At 73.6% G+C, this 24,775-nt stretch carries 26 protein-coding genes and 1 tRNA gene; 16 read left to right on the forward strand and 11 right to left on the reverse strand.

Features of this window, described 5'->3' with window-relative positions; translation table 11 throughout:
- Positions 1 to 141: 141 nt before the first annotated feature.
- The 14 genes from ACIRF9_RS19850 (at position 142) to ACIRF9_RS19915 (ending at position 11,887) form a co-directional block, all read left to right on the forward strand.
- Positions 142 to 3,168: an ATP-binding protein gene (locus ACIRF9_RS19850; protein ID WP_403823492.1), complete on the forward strand. Its 3,027-nt coding sequence runs from the start codon at positions 142 to 144 to the stop codon at positions 3,166 to 3,168.
- A gap of 59 nt (positions 3,169 to 3,227) precedes the next feature.
- Positions 3,228 to 3,662: a roadblock/LC7 domain-containing protein gene (locus tag ACIRF9_RS19855; protein ID WP_403823495.1), complete on the forward strand. Its 435-nt coding sequence runs from the start codon at positions 3,228 to 3,230 to the stop codon at positions 3,660 to 3,662.
- Positions 3,663 to 3,664: 2 nt separating this feature from the next.
- Positions 3,665 to 4,036, forward strand: coding sequence for a DUF742 domain-containing protein (locus ACIRF9_RS19860; RefSeq protein WP_403823629.1), 372 nt, complete (start codon positions 3,665 to 3,667; stop codon positions 4,034 to 4,036).
- Positions 4,014 to 4,664: a GTP-binding protein gene (locus tag ACIRF9_RS19865; RefSeq protein ID WP_403823497.1), complete on the forward strand. Its 651-nt coding sequence runs from the start codon at positions 4,014 to 4,016 to the stop codon at positions 4,662 to 4,664. The genes ACIRF9_RS19860 and ACIRF9_RS19865 overlap by 23 nt, the downstream gene beginning before the upstream one ends.
- A gap of 73 nt (positions 4,665 to 4,737) precedes the next feature.
- Positions 4,738 to 5,298: a GAF domain-containing protein gene (locus ACIRF9_RS19870; protein WP_403823500.1), complete on the forward strand. Its 561-nt coding sequence runs from the start codon at positions 4,738 to 4,740 to the stop codon at positions 5,296 to 5,298.
- 169 nt (positions 5,299 to 5,467) lie between these two features.
- On the forward strand, positions 5,468 to 6,496 hold the full coding sequence (tdh, locus tag ACIRF9_RS19875; protein WP_403823503.1) for an L-threonine 3-dehydrogenase: 1,029 nt from the start codon (positions 5,468 to 5,470) through the stop codon (positions 6,494 to 6,496).
- 27 nt (positions 6,497 to 6,523) lie between these two features.
- Entirely contained in the window at positions 6,524 to 7,717 is a 1,194-nt protein-coding gene (locus ACIRF9_RS19880) for a glycine C-acetyltransferase (RefSeq protein ID WP_403823506.1), read from the forward strand.
- Between the two features lie 21 nt (positions 7,718 to 7,738).
- On the forward strand, positions 7,739 to 8,641 hold the full coding sequence (locus ACIRF9_RS19885) for a LysR family transcriptional regulator (protein ID WP_403823509.1): 903 nt from the start codon (positions 7,739 to 7,741) through the stop codon (positions 8,639 to 8,641).
- A gap of 46 nt (positions 8,642 to 8,687) precedes the next feature.
- Positions 8,688 to 9,281 carry a helix-turn-helix domain-containing protein gene (locus tag ACIRF9_RS19890; protein WP_403823512.1) on the forward strand — a complete coding sequence of 198 codons (594 nt, stop codon included), beginning with the start codon at positions 8,688 to 8,690 and terminating at the stop codon, positions 9,279 to 9,281.
- Positions 9,278 to 9,799: a GNAT family N-acetyltransferase gene (locus ACIRF9_RS19895; RefSeq protein ID WP_403823515.1), complete on the forward strand. Its 522-nt coding sequence runs from the start codon at positions 9,278 to 9,280 to the stop codon at positions 9,797 to 9,799. The genes ACIRF9_RS19890 and ACIRF9_RS19895 overlap by 4 nt, the downstream gene beginning before the upstream one ends.
- A gap of 30 nt (positions 9,800 to 9,829) precedes the next feature.
- Positions 9,830 to 10,189, forward strand: a complete 360-nt coding sequence (locus ACIRF9_RS19900; protein WP_403823517.1) for an MmcQ/YjbR family DNA-binding protein — start codon at positions 9,830 to 9,832, stop codon at positions 10,187 to 10,189.
- A 90-nt stretch (positions 10,190 to 10,279) separates the two neighbouring features.
- Positions 10,280 to 10,353, forward strand: a tRNA-Pro gene (locus ACIRF9_RS19905).
- A 248-nt stretch (positions 10,354 to 10,601) separates the two neighbouring features.
- Entirely contained in the window at positions 10,602 to 11,174 is a 573-nt protein-coding gene (locus ACIRF9_RS19910) for a hypothetical protein (RefSeq protein WP_403823519.1), read from the forward strand.
- 56 nt (positions 11,175 to 11,230) lie between these two features.
- Positions 11,231 to 11,887 (forward strand): sigma-70 family RNA polymerase sigma factor, encoded by a 657-nt coding sequence (locus ACIRF9_RS19915; RefSeq protein WP_403823522.1) that lies wholly within the window; start codon positions 11,231 to 11,233, stop codon positions 11,885 to 11,887.
- 4 nt (positions 11,888 to 11,891) lie between these two features.
- Here the strand turns inward: ACIRF9_RS19915 and murJ are convergent, their stop codons facing one another.
- The 6 genes from murJ to ACIRF9_RS19945 form a co-directional block, all read right to left on the reverse strand.
- Positions 11,892 to 13,460, reverse strand: coding sequence for a murein biosynthesis integral membrane protein MurJ (gene murJ, locus ACIRF9_RS19920; protein WP_403823632.1), 1,569 nt, complete (start codon positions 13,458 to 13,460; stop codon positions 11,892 to 11,894).
- Positions 13,461 to 13,586: 126 nt separating this feature from the next.
- Entirely contained in the window at positions 13,587 to 14,003 is a 417-nt protein-coding gene (locus tag ACIRF9_RS19925; protein ID WP_403823525.1) for a (2Fe-2S) ferredoxin domain-containing protein, read from the reverse strand.
- Between the two features lie 5 nt (positions 14,004 to 14,008).
- Positions 14,009 to 14,548 (reverse strand): NUDIX hydrolase family protein, encoded by a 540-nt coding sequence (locus ACIRF9_RS19930; RefSeq protein ID WP_403823528.1) that lies wholly within the window; start codon positions 14,546 to 14,548, stop codon positions 14,009 to 14,011.
- A gap of 15 nt (positions 14,549 to 14,563) precedes the next feature.
- On the reverse strand, positions 14,564 to 15,697 hold the full coding sequence (locus ACIRF9_RS19935) for an amidohydrolase family protein (protein ID WP_403823530.1): 1,134 nt from the start codon (positions 15,695 to 15,697) through the stop codon (positions 14,564 to 14,566).
- A 1-nt stretch (position 15,698) separates the two neighbouring features.
- Positions 15,699 to 17,102 carry a glutamine synthetase gene (locus ACIRF9_RS19940; protein ID WP_403823533.1) on the reverse strand — a complete coding sequence of 468 codons (1,404 nt, stop codon included), beginning with the start codon at positions 17,100 to 17,102 and terminating at the stop codon, positions 15,699 to 15,701.
- 31 nt (positions 17,103 to 17,133) lie between these two features.
- On the reverse strand, positions 17,134 to 17,922 hold the full coding sequence (locus tag ACIRF9_RS19945; protein ID WP_403823535.1) for an SAM-dependent methyltransferase: 789 nt from the start codon (positions 17,920 to 17,922) through the stop codon (positions 17,134 to 17,136).
- A 142-nt stretch (positions 17,923 to 18,064) separates the two neighbouring features.
- On the opposite strand from ACIRF9_RS19945, the gene ACIRF9_RS19950 reads away from it, so the two are divergent.
- Positions 18,065 to 18,919: a Cof-type HAD-IIB family hydrolase gene (locus ACIRF9_RS19950; RefSeq protein WP_403823538.1), complete on the forward strand. Its 855-nt coding sequence runs from the start codon at positions 18,065 to 18,067 to the stop codon at positions 18,917 to 18,919.
- Between the two features lie 9 nt (positions 18,920 to 18,928).
- Here the strand turns inward: ACIRF9_RS19950 and ACIRF9_RS19955 are convergent, their stop codons facing one another.
- Genes ACIRF9_RS19955 through ACIRF9_RS19970 form a run of 4 tightly spaced genes read right to left on the reverse strand, consistent with a single transcriptional unit; the run spans position 18,929 to position 22,897 of the window.
- Positions 18,929 to 19,627 carry a response regulator gene (locus ACIRF9_RS19955; RefSeq protein ID WP_403823541.1) on the reverse strand — a complete coding sequence of 233 codons (699 nt, stop codon included), beginning with the start codon at positions 19,625 to 19,627 and terminating at the stop codon, positions 18,929 to 18,931.
- Positions 19,628 to 19,671: 44 nt separating this feature from the next.
- Complete coding sequence (locus ACIRF9_RS19960) at positions 19,672 to 21,729, reverse strand: FtsX-like permease family protein (RefSeq protein WP_403823545.1); 2,058 nt, start codon at positions 21,727 to 21,729, stop codon at positions 19,672 to 19,674.
- A gap of 29 nt (positions 21,730 to 21,758) precedes the next feature.
- Positions 21,759 to 22,442 (reverse strand): ABC transporter ATP-binding protein, encoded by a 684-nt coding sequence (locus ACIRF9_RS19965; protein ID WP_403823548.1) that lies wholly within the window; start codon positions 22,440 to 22,442, stop codon positions 21,759 to 21,761.
- Positions 22,439 to 22,897, reverse strand: coding sequence for a hypothetical protein (locus ACIRF9_RS19970; RefSeq protein ID WP_403823551.1), 459 nt, complete (start codon positions 22,895 to 22,897; stop codon positions 22,439 to 22,441). The genes ACIRF9_RS19965 and ACIRF9_RS19970 overlap by 4 nt, the downstream gene beginning before the upstream one ends.
- Positions 22,898 to 22,944: 47 nt before the next feature.
- Here ACIRF9_RS19970 and ACIRF9_RS19975 point away from each other — a divergent pair, with 47 nt between their 5' ends.
- On the forward strand, positions 22,945 to 24,198 hold the full coding sequence (locus ACIRF9_RS19975; RefSeq protein WP_403823553.1) for an amidohydrolase: 1,254 nt from the start codon (positions 22,945 to 22,947) through the stop codon (positions 24,196 to 24,198).
- A 13-nt stretch (positions 24,199 to 24,211) separates the two neighbouring features.
- Here the strand turns inward: ACIRF9_RS19975 and ACIRF9_RS19980 are convergent, their stop codons facing one another.
- Entirely contained in the window at positions 24,212 to 24,694 is a 483-nt protein-coding gene (locus ACIRF9_RS19980) for a Dps family protein (RefSeq protein ID WP_403823556.1), read from the reverse strand.
- Positions 24,695 to 24,775: the final 81 nt, after the last annotated feature.

Here is a 24,775-nt window from a genome sequence, read left to right on the forward strand (position 1 = left end):
AGCCTCATACCAGAGCGGGACCCACTTCAGGGGAGTTTGTCAACTGCCCACCGCACATGATGCGTTCGCGACTACTGTGAGTGTCCGTCACGCGCACCCGCGCGAGCGAACCAGCCCGACGGACCCAGTACGAGGACACCGATGTCTCACCTCCGCGCACCGGCCGCACGTGCAGACCGCCGTGAGGGCGGGCGGCACGGACGGCCGGCGGCCCGCACCGCACCCGCGCCGACCGAGACACACATACGGCCTCAGTTGTTGCGGCTGGCCGTACTGCCGCCGACCGCGGTCGCCCTGAGCGCCTGCGCGGTCGTGCTGTTCACCGTGCGCTCCACCGGCACCCGGCCCGGTCCCGTCCTGTGGGCCGTCCTGGCGGGCGCGGTGGCCGTCACCGGCGTCGGCATCCTGGTCGCGGCCGTCGCCGCCGACCGGGCCGCCCGCTCCGTCAGCGACCGCATCGCCGCCCTGCGCCGCAGCAGCGCGCGCGGCGAGGCCGACCTGAGGGCGCTCATCGAGACGCTGCGCCGCGGAGAGGTCCCGCCACAGCGCAAGTCACGCGGTGGGCCGCCCGGTGACGCCGACGACTTCGAGCTGCTCGCCGCCGACCTCGCCCGCGCGCACGACGGCGCCGTCACCGCCGTCGTCCAGGCCTCCCAGCTGTCCAGCCAGGCCGGCAGCGAGCAGAAGCTGGAGGTCTTCGTCAACCTCGCGCGGCGGCTCCAGTCCCTGGTGCACCGCGAGATCTCCATCCTCGACGAGTTGGAGAACGAGATCGAGGACCCCGAGCTGCTCAAGGGCCTCTTCCACGTCGACCACCTCGCCACCCGGATCCGCCGCCACGCCGAGAACCTCGCCGTCCTCGGCGGGGCCGTCTCCCGGCGGCAGTGGAGCAACCCCGTCTCCATGACCGAGGTGCTGCGCTCCGCCATCGCCGAGGTCGAGCAGTACTCCCGGGTCAAACTGGTCCCGCCGATCGACGGCGAGCTGCGCGGGCACGCCGTGGCCGACGTCATCCATCTCCTCGCCGAACTCGTCGAGAACGCCACGGTGTTCTCCGCGCCGCACACCCAGGTACTGCTGCGCGCCAACCTCGTCACCTCCGGGCTCGCCGTCGAGGTCGAGGACCGCGGCCTCGGCATGCCCGTCGAGGAACAGGCCCGGATGAACGCCCTGCTCGCCGACCCCGACCAGGTCAATGTCGGCCGGCTGCTGGCCGACGGCCGCATCGGCCTGTTCGTCGTCTCCCAGCTCGCCCGCCGGCACGGCATCCGGGTCCGTCTGCAGTCCAACATCTACGGCGGCGTCCAGGCCGTCCTCGTCGTCCCGCAGGCCCTGCTCGGGGGCGCCGCCGGGGTCGTCGTACCGGCGCAGGACCCCCTCACCGGCGGTCAGCTCCCCACCCCACCGCCGCCCCGGAAACCGGACGGCCCCGCACCGGGTCACGGCACCACGACCGGGCAGCGCCCACCGGCACCGCCGCGGAGCACCGACGCGGGCCGCCTCCAGGGGATGCCGCAGCGGAGCACCGCCGACGGGGCGCACCCCCAGGGGGCGCCGCCGGCACCGGCCGCCGCCCCCGGCGGCGGGCAGGACACCGGCCGTGGCAGCCGTCGACCGGTGCCGGCCCGGTCCCAGGCCGGCAACGACGGCGAGCGCCCGCCGCTCCCGCCCCAGGGGCGGGGCACCCGGCCGCAGTCGACGCCGTCGCACACGGCGGACACGGTCGGCACGGGCCCGGGCCGCATGCCCGCCCTGCCGCACACACGTCAGGCTCCCGACGGGGGCAGATCCCCCGCGCCTGCCCGGCTCCAGTCCGACGCCGACGCCGCCGGACCGGCCGTACCCGCGCACCTTCGGTCCGCTGCCGACACGAGCTCACCGGCCACCGCCGCGCGCCCGCGGAACGCCGCCGAAACGGACCGGTCGGCCATGTCCCCCCAACTCCGGTCCGCTGCCGACGCGTCCGTGCCCGGGGAGGGCCGGCTCCCCGGTTCTCCGGCGACTCCCGTCGCGTCGACCGGGAGGGCGTCGTTCGATGCGCCGACCCGGTCGGCGTCGTTCGACGCGTCCGCCGAGCGGGCGGCAGCGGGTGTGCCCGGCGAGCGGGCGGCAGCGGGTGTGCCCGGCGAGCGGGCGGCAGCAGGTGTATCCGGTGAGCGTCCGGTGTCCGGTGTGTCGGGGGAGTGGTCTTCCGCCGGTGTGCCCGGCGGGCGTCCGGTGTCCGGTGTGTCGGGGGAGTGGTCTTCCGCCGGTGTGCCCGGTGAGCGTCCGGCGTCCGGTGTGTCGGGCGAGCGTCCGGCCGTCGGCGCGTCCAGCGGGCATGCGGCAGCGGGTGCGTCCGACGGACGGGGTGCGGCCGGTGCGTCCGACGGACGGGGTGCGGCCGGTGGGGCCGACGGATGGGGTGCGGCCGGTGGGGCCGGCCGGAGCGCGGCAGCCGCCGCGTCCGGGGGGCGGGTGGCGTCCGAGATGCCGGCTGCGGCGCCGGAGGTGCCGCGGGCGCACGGGCGGGAGCCCGCGCCGCTGCCTGTTCGGGGCGCGCGTCAGGACCGGCCCAACCCGGCCGAGGCCGTGCCCGGAATCCGCCCGGCCGACCGGGCCGTCGTGGAGGAGAACGCGGGCGTCGCCCCCGTCCCGCGCGTAGGTGCCGTCCGCGGGACCATGGGCAAGCCCCGGCTGCCCCGTCGCCGTGCCCAGGAGCACATCGCGCCCCAGCTGCGCGGCGGCCCGGCCCCCCGTCCGGACGCCGAGCAGCCCGCCGGCCACGACCCCGGTCTGATGGCCGCCTTCCAGCGTGGCATCGGCCTCGCCGAGGCCCAGCAGAGCCTGGAGGCCGAGGACCTGGAGTCCTCCGCCCCGTTCCCCGAGTGGGAGGCCCTGGAGCGCAGCTCCTACCCGACCACCGCCCCCTTCGAGTCGACCCCCCGCACCGCCGCACCGGACTCCTCGAACCCGTCCTCCCGCTCGGCCTCGCATCCGGCTCCGGGCACCCCGGACCCGCCCTCGCGGCCGGCGCCCGCCCCGATATCCGAGGTGCCCTCCACCCACGCCCCCGCCTCCCCCCAGGCGTACGGCGTACGGGACGGACGGGACGGGCCGGCCCATGGGCCCGGTTCCGGTCCCGACCACCCCACCCCCCGGCACGACGGGAGCGCGACCGCCGGATGAGCGGTACCCCCACCCCCAGCGCTCCCGCAGACCTTCGTACCCCAAGGAGTCGATCCACGATGGCGAGCGACGCGCCGACCGGCCATGTATCCGACCTCGACTGGCTGATGAGCGGCCTCGTGCAGCGCGTACCGCACACCACGAGCGCCGTGCTGCTCTCCTGCGACGGGCTGGTGAAGTCGGTCCACGGCCTCGACCCCGACAGCGCCGACCACATGGCGGCCCTGGCCTCCGGCCTGTACTCCCTCGGCCGCAGCGCGGGCGTCCGCTTCGGGGACGGCGGGGACGTACGGCAGGTGGTCGTCGAACTCGACTCGACGCTGCTGTTCGTCACCACCGCCGGTTCGGGGACCTGTCTCGCCGTGCTCGCCGGGCGGGAGGCCGACGCGGCCGTGCTCGGCTACGAGATGGCGATGCTCGTGAAGAGCGTGCGGCCGTACCTGGTGACCGCGCCCCGGCAGCACGCCGTCGAACCGTCGGTGACGGGACCTTGAGCGTGGCGGCGGCCGGCGACGGGCCCTGGCTCGACGACGCGGCCGGACGGCTGGTGCGCCCCTTCACGGTCAGCAACGGACGCACGAAGCCCACCGTCGCCCTCGACCTCATGTCGCAGGTGATGGCCACCGGGGCGAGACCCCTCGGCTACCTCGGCCCCGAGCACGCGCAGGCCCTCGACCTGTGCCGGGCCCCCGTCCCGGTCGCCGAGGTGGCCGCCCACCTGAAGCTGCCGGCGGCGGTCACCAAGGTGCTCCTGTCGGACCTCGTGGACTGCGGGGCCCTGACCACCAAGCCCCCCGAGTTCCACCACAACCCCACCGACCGGGCCCTACTGGAGGCAGTGCTCGATGGACTACGACGACAGCTCTGAGAGCGACGAGCACGACTCGCGCGAGGCATACGCCGAAGGCCGTGCCGACCCCTTTCCAACCGCCCTGAAGATCCTGGTCGCGGGCGGTTTCGGGGTCGGTAAGACGACCTTCGTCGGCGCCGTGAGCGAGATCGCGCCGCTCAGCACCGAGGAGCTGCTCACCACGGTCAGCGCCGCGACCGACAACCTCGACGGCATCGAGAACAAGGTCGAGACGACCGTCGCCATGGACTTCGGCCGCATCAGCCTGGACCCGCAGCACGTCCTGTACCTGTTCGGCACGCCCGGACAGGAGCGGTTCTGGTTCATGTGGGACGAGCTGTCCGAAGGTGCCCTCGGCGCGGTCATCCTCGCCGACACCCGCCGCCTGGAGGAGTGCTTCGCGGCCGTCGACTTCTTCGAGGAGCGCGGCCTGGGCTTCATCATCGCCGTCAACGAGTTCGACGGCGCCCACCGCTACCACCCCGAGGAGGTGCGCGCCGCCCTCGACCTGGACCCGGACATCCCCGTCGTGCGCTGCGACGCACGGATCTCCGCCTCCGGCGTCCAGACCCTGCTCACCCTCGTCCGGCACCTCATCGCCCACGCACCGGCGACGCCACAGCCGAGCCGCGGCGCCACCATGTGACCCCCGCACACCCCGCCACGGAGCCGCATATGACGTACGAGGTCCCCGAAGCCCCCAGCCACGGAGCACGCCCATGAGCTACGACCCGCCCCGCCCGGCAGGTCGTCTGCTGCTCACCCCGCAGGACAGGGAGGCCCCCGCCCGCACCCTCAGGGTGCGCCGGCTCGGCCTCGGGGAACAGCCGGAGCCCGGTCTGGACGCCTTCGCCGACCGTCTCGCCGAGCTGGCCGGCGCACCGTACGCCATGGTCACCTTCCTCGACGAGGAACAGCAGTTCTTCGCGGGACTGCACACCCCGGCCGGGGGAAGCGCCGCCCGCGGCGGCAAGCCCGAGCTGGGGCGGCGGCTGCCCCGCGAGTACGGCTACTGTCCGCACGTCGTCGTCCGGCGCAAGGCGCTGGTCCTGGAGGACGTCGGCGACTACCCGCGCTTCGCGGGCAACCCGGTCGTCGACGAGTACGGCATCCGCTCCTACCTCGGCGCCCCGCTGATCGACACCACCGGCATGGTCCTGGGCACGGTCTGCGTCGCCGACCTCGCCCCTCGGCCCTGGGGGAAGGCGGGCCTGGAGACCATCAAGGCGACGGCCGCCGACCTCGTCGTACGGCTGGAGACGCGCGCTCCGCCGCCGTAGCCCGGGTGGCGGACGGGGGCGTGAAGGAAAGCTGTTGCTCCGCTTAAGAAAAGCTCGATGGACCGGGGCGGGCGGGATGAGGCAGATTGCTGACGCATCCACACCCCTCCCCGGCTGCGGGGCTCTTCGGCCTGCCCGCGTCCGGGACCTCACCCACAGGAGCCGCAGCTTGAAGGCGCTGGTCAAGGAGAAGGCGGAGCCCGGGCTGTGGCTCACGGACGTCCCGGAGCCCGCCGTCGGCCCCGGCGATGTACTGATCAAGGTCCTGCGGACCGGTATCTGCGGCACCGACCTGCACATCCGGGCCTGGGACAGCTGGGCGCAGCAGACGATCCGCACCCCGCTGGTCATCGGCCACGAGTTCGTCGGTGAGGTCGTCGACACCGGACGGGACGTCGCCGACATCGCCGTCGGCGACCGGGTCAGCGGCGAGGGGCACCTGGTGTGCGGCAAGTGCCGCAACTGTCTCGCGGGGCGCCGCCATCTGTGCCGGGCCACCATCGGTCTCGGGGTCGGCCGCGACGGCGCCTTCGCGGAGTACGTCGTGCTGCCCGCGACCAACGTCTGGGTGCACCGGGTCCCGGTGGACCTCGACGTGGCCGCGATCTTCGACCCGTTCGGCAACGCCGTGCACACCGCCCTGTCCTTCCCGCTGGTCGGCGAGGACGTCCTCATCACCGGCGCCGGGCCGATCGGTCTGATGGCCGCCGCCGTCGCCCGGCACGCCGGCGCCCGCAACGTCGTCGTCACCGATGTCAGCGAGGAGCGCCTGGAGCTGGCCCGCAAGATCGGGGTGAGCCTGGCGCTGAACGTGTCGCAGGCCCGGATCGCCGACGGACAGCGTGAGCTGGGCCTGCGCGAGGGCTTCGACATCGGTCTGGAGATGTCCGGCCGCCCCGAGGCGATGCGCGACATGATCGCCAACATGACCCACGGCGGCCGGATCGCCATGCTGGGCCTGCCGGCCGAGGAGTTCCCGGTCGACTGGTCCCGGATCGTCACCTCGATGATCACGATCAAGGGCATCTACGGCCGTGAGATGTTCGAGACCTGGTACGCGATGTCCGTTCTCCTGGAGGGCGGCCTCGACCTCGCCCCCGTGATCACCGGCCGGTACGGCTACCGCGACTTCGAGGCGGCGTTCGCCGACGCGGCGAGCGGCCGCGGCGGCAAGGTCATCCTCGACTGGACCGCGTAAGTCACCTGCATTCCTGAGGAGTTCCCCATGTTCGACTCCGTGCGCGACGACCTGCGCGCCACCCTCGACGAGATCCGCGCCGCCGGACTGCACAAGCCCGAGCGGGTCATCGGCACCCCGCAGTCCGCGACTGTGGCCGTCACCGCGGGCGGCCGCCCCGGCGAGGTCCTCAACTTCTGCGCCAACAACTACCTCGGCCTCGCCGACCACCCCGAGGTCGTCGCCGCCGCCCACGCGGCCCTGGACCGCTGGGGCTACGGCATGGCGTCCGTGCGTTTCATCTGCGGTACGCAGGAGGTGCACAAGGAGCTGGAGGCGCGGCTGTCCGCCTTCCTCGGCCAGGAGGACACGATCCTGTACTCCTCCTGCTTCGACGCCAACGGCGGTGTCTTCGAGACGCTGCTCGGCCCCGAGGACGCGGTGATCTCCGACGCCCTCAACCACGCCTCGATCATCGACGGCATCCGCCTGTCCAAGGCCCGCCGCTTCCGGTACGCCAACCGTGATCTGGAGGACCTGGAGCGGCAGTTGAAGGAGGCGTCCGGCGCGCGCCGCCGGCTGGTCGTCACCGACGGCGTCTTCTCCATGGACGGCTATGTGGCGCCCCTGCGCGAGATCTGCGACCTCGCCGACCGCTACGACGCGATGGTCATGGTCGACGACTCCCACGCGGTCGGCTTCGTCGGCCCCGGCGGCCGCGGCACCCCCGAGCTGCACGGCGTGATGGACCGCGTCGACATCATCACCGGCACGCTCGGCAAGGCGCTCGGCGGGGCCTCCGGCGGCTATGTCGCCGCCCGCGCCGAGATCGTCGCCCTGCTGCGCCAGCGCTCCCGCCCGTACCTGTTCTCCAACACGCTCGCCCCGGTGATCGCGGCCGCCTCCCTGAAGGTCCTCGACCTGCTGGAGTCGGCCGACGACCTGCGCGTCCGGCTCCGGGAGAACACCGAGCTGTTCCGCCGCCGGATGACCGAGGAGGGCTTCGACATCCTCCCCGGCGACCACGCCATCGCCCCCGTGATGATCGGCGACGCGGCGAAGGCGGGCCGGATGGCCGAACTGCTGCTGGAGCGCGGGGTGTACGTGATCGGCTTCTCCTACCCGGTGGTGCCGCAGGGCCAGGCCCGGATCCGGGTCCAGCTGTCCGCCGCGCACTCCACGGACGACGTGAACCGCGCGGTGGACGCGTTCCTCGCCGCACGAGCGCAACTGGAAGCCTGACATATTGCAATAATCGATCCCATGATCGAGGCGCGGCGGCTCCACATCCTCCGTGCGGTGGCCGACCACCGCACCGTGACGGCGGCTGCCGCCGCGCTGTATCTCACCCCCTCCGCCGTCTCCCAGCAGCTCACCGCCCTGGAGCAGGAGACCGGCCACCGCCTGGTGGAGCGGAGCGCCAAGGGCGTACGGCTCACCCCGGCAGGCGAGATCCTGCTCGGCCACACCCACGCGGTCCTCGCCCAGCTGGAGCGGGCCGAGGCCGAGCTGGCCGCCTACAGCTCCGGGGCGGCCGGCACGGTCACCGTGGCCGCCTTCGCGACCGGCATCGCCCTGGTCGTCGCACCCGCGGTGGCCCGGCTCGCCGGCACCGCGCCGGGGATAAGGATCCGCGTCCAGGACGCCGAGGGCGACGCCAGCCTGCCGATGGTCCTCGACCGGCAGGTCGACGTCGCCGTGGCCGTCGAGTACCGGGGCGCCCCGTCCGCCGACGACCCCCGCCTCGCGCACGTCCCGCTGTACGCCGAGCCCTTCGACGCGGTCGTCCCGGTCACCCACCGCCTCGCCGACGTCCCCGAGGTTCCCCTCGCGGAGCTGGCCAAGGACCCCTGGATCGGCCCCTACCCCGGCAACCCCTGCCATGACGTGGTCGTCCTGGCCTGCGAGAACGCCGGATTCCAGCCCCGGCTCGACCACTACTCGGACGACTTCCGCGCGGTCGTCGCCCTCGCCTCAGCCGACGCGGGCGTGGCGCTCGTCCCGCGCTCGGCGCTGCGCGGCATGGACCTCGCCGGTGTGGTCGTCCGCCCGATAGACGGCGCCGCCCCGACCCGGCGGGTCTTCGCGGCCGTACGACGGGGCGCGGAGGAGCACCCGCTGATCCGGCCGGTGCTGGACGCGCTGCGGGAGGCGGCGCGAGTGTGAGGCGTCGTTAACGGCCCTGTTTCATATCTGGGATAGCGTCCCGGATATGAAACAGCATGTGCCGGAGACGCGGGAAGAGGGGCCGGAGACGGTGGACACCCGCCTCGGCCTGAGGCTCGCCGAACTGCGATCCGAACGCGGCTGGTCCCTGGGGGACCTGGCCGAGCGCAGCGGCATCAGCCGCTCGACCCTGTCCCGCGCAGAGCGGGCGGAGATCAGCCCCACCGCCGCACAGCTCAACCGGCTGTGCCATGTCTACGGCCGGACCATGTCCCGGCTGCTCAGCGAGGTCGAGGAGGAACCCGCGCTGCTCCTGCGCGCCGCCGAGCAGCCCGTCTGGGAGGACAGGGCCTCCGGGTTCGTCCGGCGCTCGGTGTCCCCGCCGCACCCCGGCCTGCGCGGCGAACTGGTCGAGGGCCGGCTCGCCGTGGGCGCCGACATCGCCTACGACCGCCCGCCCGTACCCGGCCTGGAGCAGCACATCTGGGTCCTGGAGAGCACCCTCGACGTGACGGCCCAGGGTGTCGCCCACCGCCTCGACGCCGGCGACTGCCTGCGGCTGCGCGTCTGGGGGCCGACCCGGTTCCGCTGCGCGGGCGACACGGAGGTGCGGTACGTGCTGGCGGTGGTGCTGCCATGACGACGATCCGTCTCGATGCCGGCCACCTCGTGGAACGGCTGGAGGAGTTGGCCGATCTGCTGGTCGACACGGTGGACGGCGGTGCCTCGGTCGGCTTCCTCGCGCCCCTCGACCGCGCCGAGGCCGTCGCCTGGTGGCGGGGCCGGGCCGACGGGGTGGCCGCGGGACAGCTCGCGGTCTGGGCGGCGCACGACGGCGGCCGTGTCGTCGGGACCGTCGGCCTGGCCTTCCCGGACAAGGCCAACAGCCGCCACCGCGCCGAACTCGTCAAGCTCATGGTCCACCGCGACGCCCGCGGCAAGGGCCTCGGCCGCACGCTCCTCACCACTGCCGAGAAGGCCGCTGCCGCCGCCGGGTGCACCCTGCTGCACCTGGACACCGAGACCGACAGCCCCGCCGAGCACCTCTATCGCACCGCCGGGTGGACCAGGGCCGGGGTGATCCCCGACTACGCGGCGGACCCGACCGGGGTGCTGCGCCCGACCACCCTGTACTACAAACACATCACCACCGGGTGACTGTCAGTGGCAGCGGCTACGGTGCGGAGCATGCCCGACGCCGAAGACGTACGCCGTATCGCCCTCTCCCTGCCGGACACGACGGAGAAGACCGCCTGGAGCATGCCCACCTTCCGGGTCGCCGGGAAGATGTTCGCCACCCTGCCCGAGGACGAGACGTCCCTCGCCGTGCGCTGCCCCAAGGAGGAGCGCGACGAACTCGTCCTCGCCGAACCCGCGAAGTTCTGGATCGCCGCCCACGAGGCCCAGTTCGCCTGGGTGCGGGCCCGCATCGCCGCCCTGGAGGACGAGGACGAACTGCGCGACATCCTCGCCGACTCCTGGCGCCAGGCCGCCCCGCCCCGTCTGCTGGAGGCGTACCCCGAGCTGGGAGTGGCCCGCGGCGAGTGACGGCACTAAACGGGTGCGCGACCACCGACCCGAGTGCGGTATTGTTTCCATGCGCGTTCGGCCAGGGGAAACCCCAGGTCAGACGGGCAACGGGACGTGGCGCAGCTTGGTAGCGCACTTGACTGGGGGTCAAGGGGTCGCAGGTTCAAATCCTGTCGTCCCGACTTGTGGAGGCACAGGTCAGAGGGGCCGTATCGGAGGATTCCGACACGGCCTCTTCGTCATTCTGCTCTTACACTGAGTAACAGGACACTCAGGGCATGGCGGAAGCCTCCTGCGCCGTTCGCGCATACTCCTTCCGGCGCTCGCCCGGCCGGACGAGGCGCCGCCCAGCCTGTGAGCAGGCCGAGGGAGCTGTGGATTCGCCCAACCCCCGCCGACGCGCGTGATCCCGCTGCCAGGATGAGGCGCCATGATCCCCGGGCGCTGCTCGCGCATGCTGCGGGCCGCTGTGTTCGCGGCCGTCTGTGTGCTGCTCGCCGCCCTGGGGCACGTCATGATGTCCGGTGAGCTGCTGTCCTGGTGGGCGCCGGTCGTCGGGTTCGCCGTCACCGGCGGGGCGGGCTGGGGTCTGACCGGGCGGGAGCGGGGCGTGCCGCTGGTGACGGGTGTGGCGCTCGTCGCGCAGGCCGTGCTGCACTTCGCCTTCTCCCTCGCGCCGACGGCCACCACCGGCACCATGCGCGGGATGGACCACATGGGGGCGGCCGGCGGGACGTTGTCCCGCGGCATGCTCGCCGGCCATCTGCTCGCCGCGCTGCTCTGCGGGCTCTGGCTGGCCTACGGGGAGCGGGCCGGGTTCCGGGTGCTGCGGGCCGTGGCCGGGTGGCTGACGGCTCCGTTGAGGTGGCCGAGCGAGCGGCCCGTGCCGGCGCGGCCTCCGCGTGCCCGGGTGTGCGACCGTTCGGAGCGGGTACCGCGGCCGTTTCTTCTCGTCGACGCGATCACTTCCCGGGGGCCGCCCGCACGGACCGCCGTCGCCTGACGACGGCCGGAACCGTACGGCACCCAGCCCTCCCCCCGAGAACCCGAGAAGGACCCATGGCGATGCCCCCTGCTCCGACGACCCCGCGTGGCACGAAGACGGGCAAACACGAGAGCGCCCGCAACCACACCAAGACCCCCAGGCACAGCACCCCCCGCCGCGCCCACAAGGACACCCCCGCCGACGAGACGACCACCGCCCTCGCCCTGGCCGCCCGCCACGGTGACGCCGACGCCGTGGAACAGCTCGTGCGCGCCCTGCACCGGGACGTGCGGCGGTACGTCGCCCATCTCTGCGCCGACCCGCAGGCGGTGGACGATCTGGCGCAGGACACGTTCCTGCGGGCGCTGGGCAGCCTGCACCGGTTCGAAGGGCGGTGCTCGGCGCGGGTGTGGCTGCTGTCCATCGCCCGCCGGGCGGTGATGGACAGCTACCGGTACGCCGCGACCCGCCCGCGCCTCGCGGACCTGCCGGACTGGCGGCCGGCCGTCGAACTCGCCCAGCCGCGCGGGCTGCCCGGCTTCGACGACGGCGTCGTCCTGCTCGACCTGCTGGCCGCGCTCCCCGCGGACCGGCGGGAGGCGTTCGTGCTGACGCAGTTGCTGGGGCTGCCGTACGAGGAGGCGGCCCGGGTGAGCGACTGCCCGGTCGGGACGGTGCGCTCACGGGTGGCCCGCGCCCGCGCGGCGCTCGCGGAGCAGGTCACGCGGTGAGGGTTCAGCGCGGTCGGCCGAACCGGCGCAGCTCCTCGACCTTCAGCAGCCGGGCCAGGCCCAGGTAGACCAGGACGAGGGTGACGGTTCCCGCCGTGAGCGCGAGCGCGGTGGGAACCGTACCCCCGCCCAGCCACCGGCCGCAGGCCCGGTCCGCCGCCCAGCCGCAGGCCGCCGCCAGGGCCGAGGCGCCCAGCAGCCGGGTGTACGTCCGGCGCAGGGCGCCGTCGTCCAGGCGGCCGCCCACGCGCCGCCGGATCAGACGTGCGGTGAGGGCGAGGCCGGCGAGGTAGGACACGGTGTAGGCGCCGGCCATGCCGGTCACCGCCCAGCGCATGGGCAGCAGCAGATGGCAGGCGGTGGCCAGGGCGATGTTCACCGCCGCGATCCACACCGCCAGGAAGAACGGCGTCCGGGTGTCCCCGAAGGCGTGGAAGCCGCGCAGCAGCAGGTACTGGGCCGAGAACGGGATCAGGCCGAGGCCGAACGCCTGGAGCATGTGCCCGAGCGGCTGCGCGGAGGCCGCGTCGGCCGCCCCGTGCGCGAACAGCAGCGTGGCGATGCGCGGTCCGAGCGCCAGGAACAGGAAGGCGGCGGGCACGACGACGACCCCGCTCAGCCGCAGCCCACGGGACAGGTCGGCGCGCAGGTCCGCGATCCGGCCCTCCGCGGCCGCCCGGCTCATCCGCGGCAGCAGCGCGGTCACCAGCGACACCGTGACCACCGACTGCGGCAGCATCCAGATGGTCTGCGCGTACGTGTACGCCGTGTAGCCCGCGCCGGCGTCCGGCAGTGCCTGGTCGGCCGCGTTCGCGTAGTTGGTGACGACGGTCAGGGCGACGAGGTTCGTCAGCACGAACAGCAGGGTCCACTTGGCCGCGTGGACACCCGAGCCCAGCCCCGCGCCGCGCCAGTCGAAGCGCGGCCGGAAGCGGAACCCGGCCGCCCGGGCGAACGGGACCAGCGCCAGCGCCTGCACGGCGATCCCGGCCGTCGTGCCGACGCCGAGGAGCCGGACCTGGGCGTCGGTGATGTCCGCCACCCGCTCGGGCACGGTCATCAGACCGAGGTAGGCGCCGAACACGCCCAGCAGGACGACGTTGTTGAGGACCGGCGTCCACATCATCGCGCCGAACTTCTCACGGGCGTTGAGGACTTGGCCGTACATGTTGAACAGCCCGTAGAACAGGATCTGCGGGAGCAGGAACCGGGCGAAGACGACGGTGAGTTCGTACGCCTCGTGGCTGTCCGGGGTGTCCCGCAGGTACACGCTGACGATCTGCGGGGCCGCCCACACCGCCAGCGCGGTGCCCACGGCCAGCACGGACACCACCAGGGTGACCAGCCGCTGCTCGTACGCCCGCCCGCCGTCCGGGTGCGTGGCCCGGGCCCGCACCAGCTGTGGCACCAGCACCGAGTTCAGGGCGCCGCCGATCAGCAGCGTGTACAGGCTGGTGGGCACGGTGTTCGCCGTGTTGTACGTGGTGGCCAGCAGGCCGGTGCCCAGCGCGGCGCCCTGGAGCACCTGCCGGATCAGTCCGGTCGCCCGGGACACCACCGTGCCGGCCGCCATCAGCATCGATGACCGGGCCGCCCCGCCGGAACGTTTCGCTGCCCGCTCTGTCGTCGTCGCCCCCATCGGGCCAACGTACGCCATCAAGATCCGCGAGCCCAATCCGCGCTCGGGGAGCGGGAGTTGCTAGCGCCGGCTGCGGACGCGCGCGTCTCTCGGCGGCTTGATGAACTGCAGCTCCAGCGTGACCGGAGGGGGTGCGAGACCGGGGCCGCCGGCGGCCGCCCAGCCGATGATCTCCTCGGTGCAGTCGTCGCCCATGGCGAAGCCGACCCAGGTGGCGCGGCCGCCGGCCCGGCGTCCGGCGGTGGAGGGCTGCACGACGACGACGTTGGCCTGGTCGCAGGGGCCGAGGCAGTCCGTCGTACGGACCTGGAAGGCGCCCTGTGAGCCGGCGGCGGCCGCGACGAGACGGTCCAGCTGCCAGGCGTGGTCGTGGCCGGGGTGCTTGCGGGCGTCACCGCAGCAGCAGCCCCTGCACACCACGAGTGTGCAGGGACGGCTGAGGGCGGCGCCGATCAGAGCTCGCTGACGCGGGACCATCCCCGTCAGGAGGCCGAGAGGCCGACGTGGGCCAGGGCCTGCCGGAGAAGGAAGCCGTGGCCGCCCGGCATCTCGCTCTGCACGGCCGGCGACGCCGCCTCCTGCGGGTCGAACCAGACCAGGTCGAGCGCGTCCTGCCGGGGCCGGCAGTCGCCGGTCACCGGCACGATGTAGGCCAGCGACACCGCGTGCTGACGGGGGTCGTGGTACGGGGTGATGCCCTGGGTCGGGAAGTACTCGGCCACCGTGAACGGCTGCAGCGAGGTCGGCACGCGCGGCAGGGCCACCGGGCCGAGGTCCTTCTCCAGGTGGCGCAGCAGGGCGTCACGGACGCGTTCGTGGTGCAGGACCCGGCCGGAGACCAGGGTCCGGCTGACGTTGCCGTCCGGTCCGATGCGCAGCAGCAGGCCGATGCTGGTGACTTCGCCGCTGTCGTCGACGCGTACGGGCACGGCCTCGACGTACAGGATCGGCATCCGGGCGCGGGCCATCTCGAGCTCGTCGGCGCTCAGCCAACCGGGCGTGGTCTCGGTCAAGTCTGACATTGCTTGATCATACTTTCAGTGTCCGTCGGGAAGCCGGTAGACCCGGCGGGCGTTGTCCGCTCCGGCCCAGCGTGCCAGCCGCAGCGCGTCGGGCAGGCTCAGTTCGCCGTCGTCCACCCGGTCCTCGAGCAGGTCCGAGAGACCCCGGCGGAACGCCAGCGCGCCGAGCGCGTAGAACTCCGACACACCGTATGCGTCAGAGCTGTACAGGAGTTTGCGGAACGGTGTGATCTCCAACGCTTCCTCCAGGACCGCCCGCGCCCGCACCGGCCCGACGTGGTGCAGGGTGAGCCCCACATCCAGGTACACCTGCTCGAACACCGCGGCCAGATACGCGGCCTGCCGCTGGTACGGCCAGCAGTGCAGGAGCAGCACCGGGATCGTGCCCGAGGTCAGGTGCAGCCAGTCCGTGAGGTGGGTGGGGTCGACGCGGTGCAGCCGGATGTCGTTGTCGCCGAAGCCGGTGTGCAGCTGGAGGGGGAGACCCAGGTCCACGGCCGTCCACAGCAGGTGCCGTATCAGGACCGGTTCGTCGAGCCGTCCGCCGCGCGCCAGCCAGCGCCGGGCCGCCCGGGTGACGTCCGCGTCCGACGGGCGGGCCGGGTCCAGGTCGAAGCCGGTGCGGTAGGCGGCCACCGACTTCACCCCGACCACGCCGGGCCGCCGCACCGCGTCCAGCGCGGCCGCCCGGAACGCGTCCGCGTACCCGCCCGCCTCGACCCCCCGCGCGGCCACGGACTCCGCCACCGACTCCAGCCGTACGACCTCATGGGGGTCGCCGCCGCCGGCCCGGGCCAGCTCGGCGGGCGTGGTGACGGGGTGCGGGGCGAAACCGGTGTCGACGCAGAACACACCGGTGCGGGCCGCCGTCAGAAAGCGGCGGTTCACCTCCTGCGGGCCCAGTTCGGCGCGCCGGGCCAGGTAGGCGTCGGCGGAGGCGTGCGGGTCCAGGTCGAGCAGGGGTGCGCAGTGACGGCGTACGGCCACGCCGGCCGGGGTGTCGAAGGAGGTGAAGCCGGGCCAGCGGTCGCCCTCGGTGAGCAGAGCCTCGAAGCCCGGCCGGTCCAGCGGGCCGGTGACCACGCCGTGGCAGTGGTGGTCCACCAGCTCCAGCCCGTCGAGCGCCTCGCGGACCGGCCCGGTGCCCATCTCAGTACGTCCAGCGGTAGGCGGCGGCCACCTGGGCGTCGTCCAGCCCGTACACGGCGTCGATCTCGCCCTGCCGTACGGCGGTCACCGCGTCCGCGAGGACCGGCCCCAGCGCGGCCCGCAGCACCTCGTCCTTGCGGAACTCCGCGACGGCCTCGGTGAGCGAGGTCGGCAGCCGGCGTACGCCCTTCGCCCCGGCCTCGTCGGCGGCGAGGTGGGCCGGATCGCCGGTGGTCTCCTCCGGAAGCGTGGCGTCCGAGGCCCGCCCGTCGAGGCCGGCGGCGATCAGACAGCCGAGGAGGAGATAGGGGTTGGCGGCCAGGTCGACCGGTTTGACCTCCAGGTTCGCCTGCTCGGCGCGCCGGCCCGCCGTGCCCCGCACCACACGGATCGCCGACTCGCGGGTCTCCAGGCCCCAGGCGGTGAACACCCCTGCCCACTGGGAGGGTTTGAGCCGCAGATAGCTGGCCGGGCTGGGCGCGGTCACCGCCGTCAGGGCGGGCAGCCGGGCCAGGATCCCGGCGGCGAAGGCCTCCGCGTCGGCCGTCATGCCGTGCCGCCGGTCGCCGCCCGAGTGCAGGTTCACCCCGTCGCGCCAGGCGGACAGATGGACGTGCCCGCCGTTGCCGACGCCCTCCGCGCCGACGGCGGGGGAGAAGGAGACCCGCAGGCCGTGGCGGCGGGCCACCGCGCGGATCGTCTGCCGGACCAGGACGCTGCGGTCGGCCGCCGCCACCGGGTCCAGCGCCCCCACCGAGATCTCGAACTGGCCGGGCGCGTACTCCGGATGGATCTGGTCGACGTCCACGCCCTGCGCCGCGCACGCCGCCAGCAGGTCGGCGGTGTACTCGCTCAGCTCGACCTGCCGGGTCGCCCCGTACGCCGGGCCCGTCGTCGCCGGCACGAACTCCCCGGCGGGCGCGGAGTCCAGGCCGACGGCCCACTCGATCTCGATGCCCGCCCTGAAGGCGAGCCCGTGGTCGCGGGCCGCGTCCGTGACGATCCGGCGCAGGAAGGTGCGCGAGCAGCCCGGATGCCGTTCGCCGTCCTGGGTGACCCGGTCGACCGGCGCCCATGCCCACCCCGGCTGCGCGGCCAGCACCACCAGCCGGTCCAGGTCGGGGTAGAGGCGGAGATCGCCGTCCGGGGAACCCAGGACGTCCGTGGTGACGATGTGGTCGTTCGCCAGGAACGTGTCGAACACCGGGGACATCCCGACGCCCCAGGCGGCCGCCGACGCCAGCCCCGCCGTGGGGACCGTCTTCACCCGGCCGACGCCCGCGGTGTCGACGTAGGACAGGACGATCCCGTGCACGCCTCTGCCCCCCAGCTCCCCGCTCAGCGCGGACGCCCGCTCGACGTCTCCGGGACGTCCGCCGGGCACGGGGTCGGCAAGGGTGGTCATACGTCCTCCACGGGTCCGTCCGGCTGTGGGGTCAGGGTTTCACGGCCACCGCGCCGTACTGCGGCACCACCGCGGCCGAGTCGTCGCCGGCGCGCCAGCGCGAGCAGGACACCAGGCCCGGCTCCAGCAGCTCGAGGCCCTCGAAGAACGCGGCGATCTCCGCGCCGCCGCGGGCCGTGATCGGCGGAGTGGCGTTCTCGTTCCAGAACTTCATCGCCGGGATCTGGCCCTCGCCGCCCACCTCGGGGTCGTGGGTGGGGTGGGTGAGGACCAGGTAGCTGCCGGAGGGGAGTTGGGCGACGACCTTGCGGACGACGTCCCGGGCCGCCTCGTAGTCCAGCACGAAGTTCAGGATGCCCAGCATCATCACCGCGACCGGCCGGTCGAAGTCGAGCGTGCCGGAGGCCCGTTCGAGGATCGCGGCCGGGTCGTGGACGTCCGCGTCGATGTAGTCGGTGGCGCCCTCGGTGGTCCCGGTCAGCAGGGTGCGGGCGTGCGCCAGCACGATCGGGTCGTTGTCGACGTACACGATCCGCGAGTCCGGCGCGATCCGCTGGGCTATCTCGTGGGTGTTGTCGGCCGTCGGCAGACCGGTGCCGATGTCCAGGAACTGCCGCACCCCGCGCTCCTCGGCGAGGAACGTGACCGCACGGCCCAGGAACCAGCGGTCCGCGCGGGCGATCTCCCGGATGAGCGGGAACATCCCGGCGACGTGCTCGCCGACCTGCTGGTCGACCTCGTAGTTGTCCTTGCCGCCGATCCAGTAGTTCCACACCCGCGCGTTGTGCGCCACGCTGGTGTCCAGCCGTGTCCCGCCCACGTCACCGCTCCTTCTTCCCGCCGTACCCTTCGGCTGCCATTGTGCCGCCGCATGATCACCGCTGTCCCGGGATTCGCCGGGTCCCCCGGTAGGGTGAAAAATCCGGTCACCCACAGCGGAACACCAGCACAGGAAGCAGGACATGCCCTACTCGCACGCCCCCCAGCCGACCGCACCCGAGCTCCCGCCCGGTCCCGTCGACATCCGGCTGGTCGTCACCGACATGGACGGCACGCTCCTCGACGACGACAAGCGGGTGCCCGAGGGGCTGTGGGAGACGCTGGCGCGGCTGCGGGAGCGCGGTGTGCTGTTCAGCCCGGCGAGCGGACGGCAGTACGCGACCCTGGCGGCGGAGTTCGCCGAGGTCGCCGACGGGATGGTGTTCATCGCGGAGAACGGCACCTATGTCGTGCGCGACGGGCGGGAACTGAGCTCCGATCCGCTGGAGCCGGGAGTGGTCGCCGAGGTCGTGGCCGCCGTACGGGGACGCGCGGCCGGCGGGGTCGACCTGGGCGCCGTCGTCTGCGGGAAGCGGTCCGCGTACGTCGAGCGGGCCGACGAGGCATTCCTGGCCGAGGTCGAGCAGTACTACGTGCGCTGCCAGGTCGTCGAGGACCTCACCGCCGTCGACGACGACGTCATCAAAATCGCCCTCTTCGACTTCGGCAACGCCGCGGAGACCGCCGCCCCGGCGCTCGCGCCCTTCGCGGACACCCACCAGGTCGTCGTCTCCGGCGAGCACTGGGTCGACGTCATGAACCGCACCGCCAACAAGGGCGCCGCCCTGCGCCGGCTCCAGCGCGAGCTGGGCATCACGCCCGCGCAGACCATGGTGTTCGGCGACTACCTCAACGACCTGGAGATGCTGGACGCCGCCGACTGGTCGTTCGCCATGGCCAACGCCCACCCGGAGGTCGTCCGCCGCGCCCGCCACCTCGCGCCCTCCAACAACGACAACGGCGTGCTGCGCACCATAACCCGCGTCCTGGACCTCTGACCCCGGCGGTCAGGGGCGGGGCCGCGCATGACCGTGCTGCCAGGCCCAGGCCGCGATCTCGACCCGGTTCCGGGCACCGAGCTTGAGCTGGACGCTGGACAGGTGCGTCTTCACCGTCGACAGGGAGACGTACAGCTCGGCGGCGATCTCCGCGTTCGTCCGGCCGAGCGCCACCAGGCGTACGACGTCCAGCTCACGGTCGGTCAGCGGCTCGGGGAGCGTGGCTGCCGGGCGGGGGGCCGCCGGGGTCTGCGGGGCGGTGAGGTGCTGCAGCAGCCGGACCGTGACCGAGGGCGAGACGAGGGAGTCGCCCGCGGCGGCCGCCCGCACGGCCTCCGCGAGGAGCGTCGGCCCGGAGTCCTTCAGCAGGAAGCCGCAGGCACCGCCGCGCAGCGCCCCGTACACGTACTCGTCCAGGTCGAAGGTGGTGACGACGACCACCCGCAGCGGGTCCGGCACGTCCGGCCCGGCCAGCAGTCGGGTGGCCGCGAGGCCGTCCAGCTTCGGCATCCGGATGTCCAGCAGGCACACGTCCGGCCGCACCCGGCGGGCCAGTGCCACCGCCTCCTCGCCGTCGGCGGCCTCGGCGACCACCGTGATGTCCGGCTGCGCGTCCAGGAAGAAACGGAAGCCGGTGCGGACCATGTCCTGGTCGTCGGCGATCAGAACCCTGATCGGTGCGGCGCCGGGCCGGCTCGGGGTGCTCATGGAGCGCATCATGCCTCAGGTCGGGGCGCGTACTGGCGGAGGCGTCAGTCCGAGGTCTGTGCCGGGTCCGCCGTCACCCGGCGCAGCAGTGGGCGGCTGACGGTGATCGCGGCGACCATGGCGAGCGCGCCCAGGACGACACAGACGGCGAGCCGGAGGGTGCCGGAGGCGTTGATCGTGGCCCCGGCCATCTCGTTGAGCCGGTAGGAGCCGTACACGCCCATGGCGGTGGTGCCGCCGGCCAGCACCACCAGCGGAAGGACGGTCTCCCGGGTACGGGCCCGGTCCAGCACCTTCAGCGGGGTGCCCGCCAGCCGCAGCAGGCCGTACACCCGGCGCCGGTCGAGGACGTTCGCGGCGGCGGTCAGGCCCGCGGAGGCGGTCGCGACGAGGAAACTCAGGGCCAGGGTGGCGGTGCTGACGTCGGCGAGACGGTCGGTGGCCACCCGGTCGCCGGCGCCGGCGTAGTCCCGTGTGAAGGGGACGCGGGCGGTGCCGAGGGCGGTGAGGGCGGTGGCGGCCGTGTCCTGGCCCCGGCCGCCGCCGGAACCGCCGGAACCGCCGGAACCGCCGGAACCGCCGGAACCGCCGGAACCGCCGGAGACACGGACGAGGAGGCCCGGGGCGCCGCTGAGCAGTGTGTCGTAGTCGTCCTCGCGGCCGACCGTGACCGTCGCGGTGACACCGGAGTCCTTCAGCAGGGTGCGCGCCTGGGCCGCGGCCTGCCGGCCGTCGGGGGTGATCACCGCGATCTGGTCCCGGTACGAGGAACCGTCGGCACCCAGCATGCTGACCGAGAAGAACCCGGCCGCGAACCCGGCCAGCACCAGCCCGCTGACGGTGCGCCAGGCGCCGCGGGGGTCGTCGCTGAGCCGGCGGCCCGCCAGCAGGGTCGCGGGGCGGCGGGCGAACCGGCTGACGGTCCGGCCCAGCCGGTCCACCACCCACGGCCCGAACAGCCAGAACGCGCCGTAGAAGAGCAGCAGCAGGGCGAGCGCCTGACGCGGCTTCAGCTCCCCGCCCCCGCCGGTGGACCGGAAGATGTACAGCAGGACGGCCGCGAACAGGGCGAGCCGGATCAGCCGGGTGCGGCGCGGGTTCGCCTGCTGGGCGACGCCCAGGGGAGCCGTCGCCACCTGCCGCAGCATGGACACCGCGCTCACGGTGATCAGGGCGGTGACGGCCGCCACGACCACCGCGACCCAACCGGCCCCCACCCACAGGTCGCCCGGGTACCAGGAGCCGACGCCGAACGGGATCCGGGCCAGCGCGGGCAGCAGCGCCGCATAGGCCAGCACACCGGCCAGGGCACCGGCCGCGCCGACCGCGGCCGCCTCGACGGCGGTCATCGCGACGATCTGGCGCGGCGTCGCGCCGGCCAGCCGCAGCGCGGCGAGGCGCTGCTCGCGCCGGGCCGCGCCGAGCCGTCCGGCCGCCGCCGACAGCACGATCACGGGCATCGCCAGCAGGACCACGCCCAGCAGCGCCATCCCCTGGTCGGTGGCGGTGAACACGCTCGCCTTCGTCCCCGGGAACCCGGCGATCCTGGCCCGTGCCGTCTGGCCCTCGTCGAACCAGGTCTCGCCGCCCGCGGCCGCCGCGGACACCTCCGGGTCGTCCGCCGCCCGGCCCACCACGGCGACCAGCTCGTCCGGCGAGGCGAGACCGGCCGCGCCGATCCTGCCGTACGACGTCACCCTCGGGAAACGGTCGGCCAGTTGCGAAGCCGGCAGCTCGTGCAGGAGGCGGGCCAGGGCGGGGGAGACGTACACCTCGCCCTGCCGGGGAAAGGCACCGAGACCGGGCGGCGCGGGTGTCCGGGCGCGGCCGGGGAGCCGGGCCAGCGAGACCACGGTGACGGGCTCGTGGCGGACGTACGTCGTGGTGAGGGCCTGGACGGCGGTGGCGTGCCGGGCGGGCTCGGGGGTGCGCCACGCGGTGCGGTCGGCGCGGGTGCCGGAGCCGAGGCAGGCGGCCAGCACCACCAGCATCACGAACGTGCCGGTGGCGGCGACCGCGGCCGCGAGCAGCAGGCTCTGCAGCCCGCGGCGGCCGGAGGAGCGGGCCAGGTGCCAGGTCAGGGGCAGAACGGGGGAGCGCATACGGTTCTCCTGGGTTCCCGGAGCGGCGGTCAGGCGACCGTGTACTGGGTGTGGCCGCTGATCCGGCCGTCGCGGACCTGGAGGATCCGGTCGCAGTGGGCGGCGACGTCCGCGTCGTGCGTGACCATCACCAGGGCGGCGCCCTGCTCGCGGGTGACGGAGGTGAGCAGCCGGACCACCTCCTCACTGGTCCGCTGGTCCAGGGCCCCGGTCGGCTCGTCGGCGAAGACCACGTCCGGCTCGACGACCAGCGCGCGGGCGATGGCGACGCGCTGTGCCTGACCGCCGGAGAGCTGTCCCGGGCGGCGCTGCTCCAGACCGTCGAGGCCCAGCGGGGCGAACCACCGGCGGGCGCGTTCGACGGCCCGCCCGCGCGGGACGCCCTCCAGCATCAGCGGCAGGGCCACGTTCTCCTCCGCGGGGAGTTCGGGCAGCAGTTGGCCGAACTGGAAGACGAACCCGAAGCGGGTGCGGCGCAGCGCGCTGAGCCGGTTCTCGCCCAGGTCGTCGATGCGGGAGCCGCGCAGCAGCACCTGTCCGCCGTCGGGGCGGACGATCCCGGCGAGGGTGTGCAGCAGGGTGGACTTGCCGGACCCGGACGGGCCCATGACGGCGAGGGAGTCGCGCTCGCCGACCTCGACGTCCACCCCGGCGAGAGCGGTGGTGGAGCCGTACTTCTTCACGAGGCCGCGGGCGGCCAGGACGGTGCTCATCGCTCGAACTTCCAGGTGATGGAGTGGGCGCTCGCCTTCACCACGCTGACCGGGATGTCGACCGTCCTTCCGCCGCTCTCCTTGCCGACGCAGGTGAGGGTGGCGCCGGCCACCGCCTTCAGAGCGCCCGGGCAGGTCACGGAGACCTTGGTGCCCACCCACGGCAGTGGGTGGTACCTGCTCTCGGTGCGGCCCTCGACGATGTTCGCGGCCAGTGCTGTGTGACCGTCGACGAGGACGGTGGAGAACTGGTCGAGCTCGGTGGTCGACTCGGTGCCGGAGAGCAGGTAGGTGCCGAGGCCGCCGACGGCCACCACGGCCGCGGCGCCTCCGATCGCGCCCACGACGAACTTGCTGGACAGCATCGCGTACTCCTGGAAGGTGAGGGGGAGGAAGTGGCTCCACCCTCGCCCGCGGGTGCCCCCCGCCACCTCGGCCGAACGGCCAGGGTTCACAGGCCGGTTCCTCGACCGTTCGGCCGAGCACGCCGTACTCTCCGCGTATGACCGAACCGGCCGACGTCGCCCGACTCACCAGGGACATCACCTCGGGCCTGAAGACGGGGGACCTGGAGGACTTCTACCAGGACCTGCACCGTCACCCCGAACTCGCCTTCCGGGAGCACCGCACCGCGGCGAAGCTCGCCGCGCGGCTGCGGGCCGCCGGGTACGAGGTGACCGAGGGCGTCGCCCGCACCGGGGTGGTCGGGGTGCTCGCCCACGGGGACGGGCCGGTGGTGTGGCTGCGCGGCGACATGGACGCGCTGCCCGTCCGGGAGGCGACCGGGCTGCCGTACGCCTCGACCGTCGACGGGGTGATGCACGCCTGCGGCCACGATCTGCACATCACCTGGCTGACGGCCGCCGCCGAGGTGCTTGCCGCCGCCCGGGACACCTGGTCCGGCACGCTCGTCGTGGTCGGGCAGCCTGCCGAGGAGGCGGGGGGAGGCGCGGCCGCGATGGTCGCGGACGGGATCCACGAGCGCTTCCCGCGCCCCGACGCGCTGTTCGGCCAGCATGTCGCGCCCGGGCTCGCCGGGTTCTACCCGCACACCCCGGGGCTGACCCTGTCGGCCTCCGACGACATCGACGTCGTCGTGCACGGGCTGGGCGGGCACGGTTCGCGCCCCGAGTCGACCGTGGACCCGGTGGTGACCGCAGCCCACGTCGTCACCCGGCTGCAGACGGTCGTCTCCCGGGAGGTCGCGGCCGGGGAGTCGGCGGTGCTGACGGTGGGGCGGTTCCACGCCGGGACGCAGTCCAACGTCATCCCCGCCGAGGCGCGCCTCGGGCTGAACGTGCGCACCCAGGACGTGCGGGTACGCGAGCGCGTGCTGACCGCGGTGCGGCGGATCGTCGAGGGGGAGTGCGCCGCCGCCGGCTGCCCGGTGCCGCCGGAGGTCACGGTCCACCGCGGCTATCCGAGCACCGTCAACGACCCTTCCCTGGACGCCCGGATTGCCGCCGTGCACCGTGAACTCCTCGGCGAGCACACGGTGTTCGACTTCGGCCCGGCGATGGGCAGCGAGGACTTCTCGCTCCTCGCACCCGAGGGTGTCCCGTACGACTACTGGTACGTGACCTCGACCCCGGCCGCCGTGTGGGACGCGGCGCCGGGGGAGGAGCTGATGGAGAAGTTCCTCAATGTGCCGGGGAACCACAGCCCGTTGTTCGCGCCGGACCCGTCCGTGCTGATACCGGGGACCCGGACGCTGGTGTCGGCCGCCCTGTCCCGGCTCGGTGGGACCGGGACCTGAGCGGCCTTCGGCGTCAGCGCTCGCGCGGCAGGTTCTCCGCCTCGAACATCCACCGCTGCTTCTCCAGCTCGGCGGTGATGCCGATCAGCAGGTCCTGGGTGACCGGGTCCGGTTCCGCGGTCGCCTCGATCCGCTCCCGCAGCCGGCCGATCGCGGTGCCCAGCGCCTCGGCGACCACCTGGACGACCTCGTCGTCCCTCAGCCAGCCGTCCTTGGGGCCGGGCAGGGTGAACGCCGAGGCGATCGTCTCCGGCCGTCCGTCCGGCGGCAGCCCGAGCGCGGCGGCGCGTTCGGCGACCGTGTCGGCGTACGAACGGGCCGCCGACACCACCTCGTCCAGCTGCAGGTGGATCGAACGGAACCGCGGGCCCACGATGTTCCAGTGCGCCTGCTTCCCGATCAGGGAGAGCCCGAGGAGATCCACGAGCGTGCCCTGCAGCGCGTCGAAGGTGACCTGGCGGGCCGGTTCGGGAAGGGGGCTCTTGACGACAGTCATACCGTGCTCCTCCGTGTCCTTGTCGGGGCCTGTCCGGCGGCACGGTGCGGGTGCCCGGGGCGAACCGGTGCAAACGGTCCG

The sequence above is a fragment of the Streptomyces sp. NPDC096132 genome (genome assembly GCF_044763345.1).
Lineage (GTDB): Bacteria > Actinomycetota > Actinomycetes > Streptomycetales > Streptomycetaceae > Streptomyces.